The following is a 9,145-nucleotide window of genomic DNA, read 5'->3' on the forward strand; positions in this document are numbered from 1 at the left end:
CGCTGCGCGGCGCGGTCGTCGGGGGTGGCCGGTAGGTCGACCAGGCCGCCGATCCGGTGCGGGTACTCCATCGCGGCGATCCGGCCCAGGCCCCAGAGCTGGGCCTGGTCGGGGTCGACGGTGGCGTCGGCGGGCCCGACGGTGACCGCGCCTCGGGTCAGGCACCACAGCGGCGCGGTGCTCCCCGCGTCGCCGAGGGCCTGGACGACGGTCACCGCCGGGTCGAGGTGGGGCCGCCCGCCGAGCGCCAGCAGGGACAGGACGCCGGCACAGCCGTCGGCCTCGGCCCGCAGCCGCTCGGCCAGGGTGGCGCGGTCCCCGGTGACGGTCAGCTGGTGCACCCGGGCGCCGAGGTCTTCGAGCTGCCGGCGCAGGTGGGTGGACCACGGGTCGGGTGCGCCGGCCGGGTCGCCCTCCGGCAGGAGCAGCAGCCACGTGGTGTCGTCGAGGCGCGGCGCGGCGGCGGTGACCGGTCGCCAGGTGACGTCGTACCGCCACGAGTCCATGGTGGAGGCCTGCCGGCGGCGCTGCCGCCAGTCGGCGAGCACCGGCAGGAGCTGCGGCAGCGGCGAGTCGGCGGCGTCGATGCCGAGGGTGGCGGCCAGGGCCGCCGGGTCGTCGCGTTCGACGGCGGCCCAGAACTCGGCGTCGGCCGGGTCGCCGGGGCGGTCCTCGGCGGTGCCGGCCGGCGCGGTCAGCCAGTAGTGCTGGCGTTGGAACGGGTAGGTGGGCAGGTCGACGGTGCGGGCGCCGACGGCCGGGAAGGCCGCCGTCCAGTCCACGGCCGCGCCGCGGACCCACGCCTCGGCCAGGGAGAGCAGGAACCGCCGGGGGCCGCCGTCGTCGCGGCGCAGCGACCCGACCACGCAGCCGTCGTGGCCGTCCAGGGTCTCCTCGACGGCTGCGGTCAGCACCGGGTGCGGGGACGCCTCCACGTACGTGCCGAAGCCTTCGGCGGCGAGGGTCCGTACGGCGTCGGCGAACCGGACCGGCCGGCGCAGGTTGGCGCACCAGTAGTCGGCGTCGAGGCTCGCGTCCCGGACCCAGTCGCCGGTGACCGTGGAGAGCAGCGGCACCCGGGGGGTCTGCGGTCGGACGGCGGCTACCTCCCGGCGCAGTTCGGTCAGCACGTCGTCGACGGCCGGGGAGTGCGACGCGTAGTCCACCGGGACGAGGCGGAACCGGATCTCCCGGCGCGCGCACTCGGCGCCGACCCGGTCGAGGGCGGCCCGGTCACCGGAGAGCACCACGGAGCGGGGGCCGTTCACGGCCGCCACGTACACGCCGTCGAAGCCGGTCAGCAGTTCCTCGGCCTCGGCCGGGGGCAGTCCGAGCGCCGCCATGCCGCCACTGCCGGCCAGGCCGGCCAGCAGTCGCGACCGCAGGGCGATCACCCGGGCGCCGTCGGTCAGCGAGAGCGCCCCGGCGACGCAGGCCGCCGCGATCTCACCCTGCGAGTGACCCACCACCGCCGCCGGCCGCACCCCGAACGACTCCCACGCCGCCGCCAGGGACACCATCACCGCCCACGACGCCGGCTGCACCACATCCACCCGGTCCAACGACGGCGCATCCGCGTCCCCCCGCAGCACCGCCGTCAACGACCAGTCCACGAACTCCGACAGCGCCGTCTCACACTCGGCCAACCGCGCCGCGAACACCGGCGACGCGGCCGCCAGCTCCACGCCCATGCCGGCCCACTGCGCCCCCTGCCCCGGGAACACCAGCACCACCCGACCCGGGGAGCCGGACACCACACCCGACACCACACCGTCGGCCGGCACCCCGTCGGCGACCGCCGCCAAACCGGCGGCGTCACCGTCGAGCACCACGGCCCGGTGCTCGAACGACGACCGCGACGTCAACAACGACCACCCGACGTCCACCGGATCGGCCGACAGGTCGACCAACTCGGTGGCCCGGGCGCGCAGCGCCGCCACGGACCGGCCGGAGAGCAGCCACGGCACCGGCCCGGTCGACACCGGAGCGGGCTGCGCCGGCTCCTGCGCCGGGGCCTCCTCCACGATGACGTGGGCGTTGGTGCCGCTGACCCCGAACGAGGAGACGCCCGCCCGGCGGGGCCGGCCCGGGATGGCCGGCCACTCGTGCTCCTCGGCCAGCAGCCGTACCGCACCGGCCGACCAGTCGATCCGGGACGACGGCTGCGCCACGTGCAGGGTGCGGGGCAGCAGCTGGTGCCGCAGCGCGAGGACGATCTTCATCAGGCCGGCGGCTCCGGCGGCGATCTGGGTGTGCCCGATGTTGGACTTCACCGACCCCAGCCAGAGCGGCCGGTCGGCGTCCCGGTCCTGCCCGTACGTGGCCAGCAGCGCCTGCGCCTCGATCGGGTCGCCCAGCGGCGTGCCGGTGCCGTGCGCCTCCACCGCGTCCACCTCGGACGTGGTCAGCCCGGCGTCGGCCAGGGCGGCCCGGATCACCCGCTGCTGCGCGGGCCCGTTCGGGGCGGTCAGGCCGTTGGACGCGCCGTCCTGGTTCACCGCGCTGCCCCGGATGACGGCAAGGACGCGGTGGCCGTTGCGGCGGGCGTCTGACAGGCGTTCCAGCAGCAGCATGCCGGCACCCTCGGCGAAGCCCATCCCGTCGGCGTCCTCGGCGAACGCCTTGCACCGGCCGTCGGCGGCCAGTCCGCGCTGCCGGCTGAAGCCGAGGAAGCCGAGCGGTGAGGAGACCACCGAGGCGGCCCCGGCCAGCGCGTACGCGCACTCGCCGGAGCGCAGCGCCCGGACGGCGAGGTGCAGCGCGACGAGTGCGGAGGAGCAGCCGGTGTCGAGGGTGACGGCGGGTCCTTCGAGGCCGAGGGTGTAGGCGATCCGGCCGGAGGCGATGCTGGTGACGGTGCCGGTGACCAGGTGTCCCTCGGTGCCCTCGGGCAGGTGCCGCAGGTCGCTGCCGTAGCCGCTGTGGGCGGCGCCGACGAAGACGCCGCAGCTGCTGCCGCGCAGGTCGGCGGGGTCGATCCGGCCGTGCTCGATGGCCTCCCAGGAGGTCTCCAGCAGCAGCCGCTGCTGCGGATCCATGGCGACGGCCTCGCGGGGCGAGATGCCGAAGAACGCGGGGTCGAAGTGGCCGGCGTCGTGGACGAAGCCGCCGGTGCGGACGGTCACCTTTCCCTCGGCGTCGGGGTCGGGGCTGTAGAGCTCGTCGAGGTGCCAGCCCCGCCCGTCGGGGAACTCGCCGACGGCGTCCTGCCCGGCGCGCAGCAGTCGCCACAGTTCCTCGGGGCCGGCGACGTCACCCGGGAACCGGCAGCCCATGCCGACGATGGCGACGGCGTGGTCGTCGGGGTCACCGGTGGCGGGGGCGGTGGGGTCGGCGGCGGCGGGCTGCGCCGCGCCGAAGAGGGTGGTGTGCAGGTGCTCGGCCAGCCGGCCGACGGTCGGGTAGTCGAAGACGAGGGTGGTGGCGAGCTTCAGGCCGGTGGCCGCGCCGAGGGCGTTGCGCAGCCCGACGGCGAGCAGCGAGTCGAACCCGAGGTCCCGGAACGGCCGGGTGTCGTCGATGCCGTCCGCGTCGGACCGGCCGAGGACGGCCGCGACCTGCTGGCGCACCAGGTCCCGCAGGGCCGCGTCGCGGTCCGGCGCGGAGAGGGTACGGAGCCGGTCGGCGAGCGGATCGGCGACTGCGGGCGACGCCTCCCGGTCGAGTACGGCGCGGACCTCCGGCACGTCGTCGAGGAGCGGGCGCGGGCGGGCGGCGGTGAAGACCGGGACGAACCGCTCCCAGTCGACGTCGGCGACGGTGAGGAACTCCTCGTCGTCGGCGAGGGCGGCGCGCAGGCCGGCGATCGCCACGTCGGGCGCCATGAAGGGCAGGCCCCGCCACTTGAGGTCGGCGGCGTCGACGTCCCGGCCCATGCCGCCGCCGGACCAGATGCCCCAGGCGATGGTGGTGCCGGCCAGGCCGCGGGCCCGTCGGGCGCGGGTGACCGCGTCGAGGTAGGCGTTGCCGGCCGCGTACGCGGCGTGGTCGGCGGCGCCCCAGACGGCGGCGACGGACGAGTAGAGGACGAAGGCGTCGAGGTCCGCGCGGTCGAAGAGCCGGTCCAGGTTCGCCGTCCCGGCCAGCTTCACGTGTACGCCGGCCGCGAACCCGGCCAGGTCGGTGCCGGCGAGCGGGGCCAGCAGCCCGGTCCCGGCGCTGTGCACGACGGTACGGATCGGCGGGCCGTCGGCCTCGACGTCGGCGACGAGCCGGGCGAGGGCGTCGGCGTCGGTGACGTCGCACGCGGCGACGGTGACCCGGGGGCCGAGGGCGGTGAGTTCGGCGACCAGTTCCCGGGCGCCGGGGGCGTCCGCGCCGCGCCGGTTGGTCAGCACGAGGTGCTCGACGCCGGCGGTGGCCAGCCAGCGGGCGGTGTGCGCACCCAGTCCCCCGGTCCCCCCGGTGATCAGCGCCGCCCCGCCGGTACGCCACGTCCCGCCGTCCCGGCCGGTCGCCGGTGCCGCCGGAGCTGCCGGACGAGGGTGTCGCCGGCCCGGACGGCGAGCTGGTCCTCGCCGTCGGTGGCGGCCAGCGCGGCGGCGACCCGGGTGGCGTCGGCGGGGCCGACGGTCACCGGCAGGTCGATCGTTCCGCCCCAGCGGTCGGGGTGTTCGAGGCTCATGCCGAGGCCGATGCCCCAGGTGGGGCTCTGTCCCGGGTGGGTGGGGTCGCCGGCGCCGGTGGCGACGGCACCGCGGGTGCAGACCCAGAGCGGGACGGCCGTGTCGTGGTCGGTGACGGCCTGGGCGAGCAGGAGGGTGGCGGCGAGGCCGGTGGTGAGCGTGGGCTGTGCGGGGTGCGGGCGCTCGTCGAGGGCCAGCAGGGAGAGCACGCCGACCGCGTCGGGATACCCGGCGAGGAGGTCGGCGACGCCGGCCCGGTCCAGGTCGTCGGTGAGCGCGATCCGGGTGACGTCGGCGCCGGCGGCGGTGAGCGCGTCCGCGAGGGTCCCGACGAGGTCGTGGTCGGCGGGCGCGACGGTTCCGGTCGGGTCGTCGTCGGCGTGCGCGGCGGGTGCGGTGGGGTCGTGGTCCGGGCCGGCGGCGGTGACCAGCAGCCATCGTCCGGTGAGGCGGCGCGGAGTGCGGTCGGTGACCGGCGTCCAGTCGAGGCGGTAGCGCCACGAGTCGAGGGTGGCCCGGGCGCGGCGCCGGTGGCGCCACTCGCGCAGGGCCGGCACGACGGCGTGCAGCGGGGTGTCCTGGTCGACGTGGAGCGCGTCGGCGAGCATCGCCGGGTCGTCGGCGGCGGCCCAGAACTCGGCGTCGACGGGGTCGGTCCGGTCCGCTTCCGCCAGCCAGTACCGGTTTCGCTGGAACGGGTAGGTGGGCAGGTCGACGGCGTGTGCGCCGGTGGGGGCGAAGAACGCCGCCCAGTCGACGGTGCCGCCGTCGGCCCAGAGCCGGGCCAGGGCGGTCACGGCGGTGGTCGGTTCGGCCTGCCGGCGGTGCAGCAGCGGTACGGCGAGGGCGTCCTCGGCGGTCTCCTCGATCGCGCCGACGAGACCGGCGTCGGGGCCGAGTTCCACGAACCGGACGACGCCCAGCTCGTGTGCCGTGCCGACCGCCGCGCCGAAGGCGACGGTCCCGCGTACCTGGTCCGCCCAGTAGGCCGGGGTGAACTCCGGCACCGGTTCCCCGGTGAGGGTGGAGACGATCGGGATGCGCGGCTTCCGCAGCTCCACCGTGCCGGCGATCCGGGTGAACTCGGCGAGCATCGGGTCCATCAGCGCCGAGTGGAACGCGTGACTCACCGTCAACCAGCGGCCCTGCCGGTCGGCCAGTCCGGCCGCGACCTGCTCCACGGCTTCCCGGGTCCCGGACACGACCACCTGGCCGGGTGCGCTGACCGCCGCGATCGACGCGCCGTCGACCAGCAGCGGGGTCACCTCGTCCACGGTCGCGCGGACCGCCCACATCGCACCACCCGACGGCAACGCCTGCATCAACGACGCCCGCGCCGCCACCAGACGACACGCGTCCGCCAGATCCAACACGCCCGCCACGTGCGCGGCAGCCAGCTCACCGATCGAGTGACCGATCAGATAGTCCGGGGTGACACCCCACGACTCCAGGAGCCGGAACAGCGCCACCTCGACCGCGAACAACGCCGGCTGCGCCCAACCGGTCCGACCCAGGTCGTCGGCGGCGGAATCGATCACCTCACGCAGCGGACGGTCCAGCAGAGTGTCGAACTGCGCGCACACCTCGGACAGCGCCGACTCGAAGACCGGGAACGCGGCGGCCAGGTCGCGGCCCATGCAGAGCCGCTGGCCACCCTGGCCCGAGAACACGAACGCGGTCAACCCGTCCCGGGCCGTCCCGGACAGCACCCCGGCGCTCGGCACGCCCTCCACCAGCGACGCCAGACCCGACCGCAACTCGTCCGTGTCCGCGCCCAGCACCACCGCCCGACGGGCCAACGCCGACCGGGTCGTGGCGAGCGAGAACGCCACGTCGACGGCCGAGCCCGGCACGGCAGAGGCCAGCCCGGCCGCCTGCGCCGCGAGGGCGGCCGGCGACTTCGCCGCCAGCACCCACGGCACCACCGGCAGCGGTACGGGCGCGGCGGCCGGCTGGTCGTCCGAGGGTTCGGCGGCCGGGGCCTGCTCCACGATCACGTGGGCGTTGGTGCCGCTGGCGCCAAACGCGGACACGCCCGCCCGGCGGGGCCGGTCGACGGACGGCCAGCCGCGGTTCTCGGCGAGCAGTGCCACCGCGCCGGCCGACCAGTCGACCAGGGTGGACGGTCGGTCGGCGTGCAGCGACCGGGGCAGCACCCCGTGCCGCATGGCGAGGACCATCTTCATGATGCCGGCGATGCCGGCGGCGGCCTGGGTGTGGCCGATGTTGGACTTCACCGACCCGAGCCACAGCGGCTCGCCGTCGCCACGTCCCTGCCCGTACGTGGCGAGCAGCGCCTGTGCCTCGATCGGGTCGCCGAGCGCGGTGCCGGTGCCGTGCGCCTCCACGACGTCGACGTCGGCGGTGGCGAGGCCGGCGCTGGCCAGGGCGGCCCGGATGACCCGCTGCTGGGCGGGGCCGTTCGGCGCGGTCAGGCCGTTCGACGCGCCGTCCTGGTTGACCGCGCTGCCCTTGATGACGGCGAGCACCCGGTGGCCGTTGCGCTGGGCGTCGCTGAGCCGTTCCAGCAGCAGGACGTTGACGCCCTCGCCCCAGCCGGTGCCGTCCGCGTCCGCGGAGAACGGCTTGCACCGGCCGTCGACCGCCAGGCCGCCCTGCCGGCTGAACTCGACGAAGTTGCGCGGGGTGGCCATCACGGTCGCGCCGGCGGCCACCGCCAGGGAGCACTCGTCGGCGCGCAGCGCCTGCACGGCCAGGTGCACCGCCACCAGTGCGGACGAGCACATCGTGTCGACGGTGACGGCGGGCCCCTCCAGGCCGAGGGCGTACGCGATGCGGCCGGAGAGCACGGCGCCGGAGCCACCGGTGAGCAGGTGCCCCTCGACGCCCTCGGGGGCGGTGCCGACGGCCGAGGCGTACCCCTGGTTGCTGGCGCCGACGAAGACGCCGGAGCGCGACCCGCGCAGCGTGTCCACGTCGATGCCGGCGCGTTCGAACGCCTCCCACGCGGTCTCCAGCAGCAGCCGCTGCTGGGGGTCCATGGCCAGGGCCTCGCGGGGTGAGATGCCGAAGAAGTCGGCGTCGAACGCGGCGGCGTCGCGGAGGAACGCGCCGTGCCGGGTGTAGCTGGTGCCCGGGTGGTCGGGGTCGGGGTGGTAGAGCCCGTCGACGTCCCAGCCCCGGTCGGTGGGCAGGTCGCCGACGAGGTCGGCGCCGGCGGCGATCAGCTCCCAGTACGCCTCGGGGGTCTGCACCCCACCCGGGTAGCGGCAGCTCATCGAGACGATCGCGATGGGTTCGCGGGTCTTCTCCTCCAGCTCCCGGACCCGCCGTCGGGTGGTCCGCAGGTCCGCGGTGACCCGGTTCAGGTATTCCCGGAGCCGTTCCTCGTTCGCGCCGCCGCTCATCAGATGCCCAACTCCCGGTCGATCAGTTCGAAGATCTCGTCGTCGGTGGCCGTGCTGAGGTCGTCGTGGGACTCCTCGACGGCGGCGGCCGGTTCGGCCCGCCGCAGCAGGGCGCGGAGGCGTTCCACCACGTCCGCGCGGGTCGGGTCGCCGTCCGGCAGGGCCGACAGGTCCGCCTCGAAGCGGTCCAGTTCGGCCAGCAGGGTCCGGGTGCCGCCGGTGAGCTCGCCGCGCAGGTGCCGGGCCAGGGTGGCCGGCGTCGGGTGGTCGAAGACCAGCGTGGCGGGCAGCCGCAGCCCGGTGGCGGTGGCCAGCCGGTTGCGGAACTCCAGCGCGGTGAGCGAGTCGAAGCCCAGTTCCTTGAACGCCCGCCGGGGCGGGACGTCCTCCGGCCGGTCGGCCTTGAGCACGGCCGCGACCTCGCGCCGGATGACGGCGGTCAGCGCCGCCTCCTGCTCCTCGGCGGACTGGCCGGCCAGCCGCGCCGCGAGGGGGTTCTCCCCGGTCGCCGGCCCGGCCTCCGGTGCCGCGCCGCCGTCGCGGTCCGCCGTGCCCGCCCAGAGCTGGTCGACCAGCCGTCGGGGGCGGGTCATCGTGTAGAGCGGCAGGAAGCGGGACAGGTCGAGGGAGGCCACCGCGACGGCGGGCTCCCCGGCGCCGACGGCGACCGCGAGCGCCCGTACCGCCGCGTCGGGGCGCATCAGTCGTACGCCCCGGCGGGTGAGCAGATCGGCCACCTCTCCTTCGACCATGCCGCCGCCGCCCCAGGCGCCCCAGGCGACGGAGGTGGCGGTCCGGCCCTGGCTGCGCCGCTGGTGGGCGAGCGCGTCGAGGTGGGCGTTGGCGGCGGCGTACCCGCCCTTGCCGCTGTCGCCCCAGGTGCCGGCGCCGGAGGAGAACAGGACGAAGGCGTCGAGCGGGAGGTCGGCGGTGAGCGCGTCCAGGTTGCGGGCGCCGTCGACCTTGACCCGGAGGATCGGGGCGAGGACGTCCGGGGTGAGGTCAGCGACGGGGATCTCCGGTTGGGTGATCCCGGCCGCGTGCACCACGGCGGTCAGCGGCTCGTCGGCGGGGATCGCGGCGAGTACGGCGGCGAGGTCGTCGGCGTCGGCGACGTCGCAGGCGGCGATGGTGACCTGGGCGCCGAGTTCG

The 9,145-nt window shown here is 76.1% G+C and carries 3 protein-coding genes; all 3 read right to left on the reverse strand.

The features are described from left to right. Window positions 1–4,412, reverse strand: a 4,412-nt coding sequence (locus tag MRQ36_RS32610; protein ID WP_242801669.1) for a type I polyketide synthase, incomplete at its 3' end; no start/stop codon positions are given. After that, on the reverse strand, window positions 4,409–7,993 hold the full coding sequence (locus MRQ36_RS32615; RefSeq protein WP_242801665.1) for a type I polyketide synthase: 3,585 nt from the start codon (window positions 7,991–7,993) through the stop codon (window positions 4,409–4,411). The genes MRQ36_RS32610 and MRQ36_RS32615, both read right to left, overlap by 4 nt. Beyond that, window positions 7,993–9,145: beta-ketoacyl reductase (locus tag MRQ36_RS32620; RefSeq protein ID WP_242801667.1), on the reverse strand; the 1,153-nt coding region annotated here is incomplete at its 5' end. The genes MRQ36_RS32620 and MRQ36_RS32615, both read right to left, overlap by 1 nt.

Origin of the sequence: Micromonospora sp. R77 (genome assembly GCF_022747945.1) — a bacterium.
Classification (GTDB): Bacteria; Actinomycetota; Actinomycetes; order Mycobacteriales; family Micromonosporaceae; genus Micromonospora.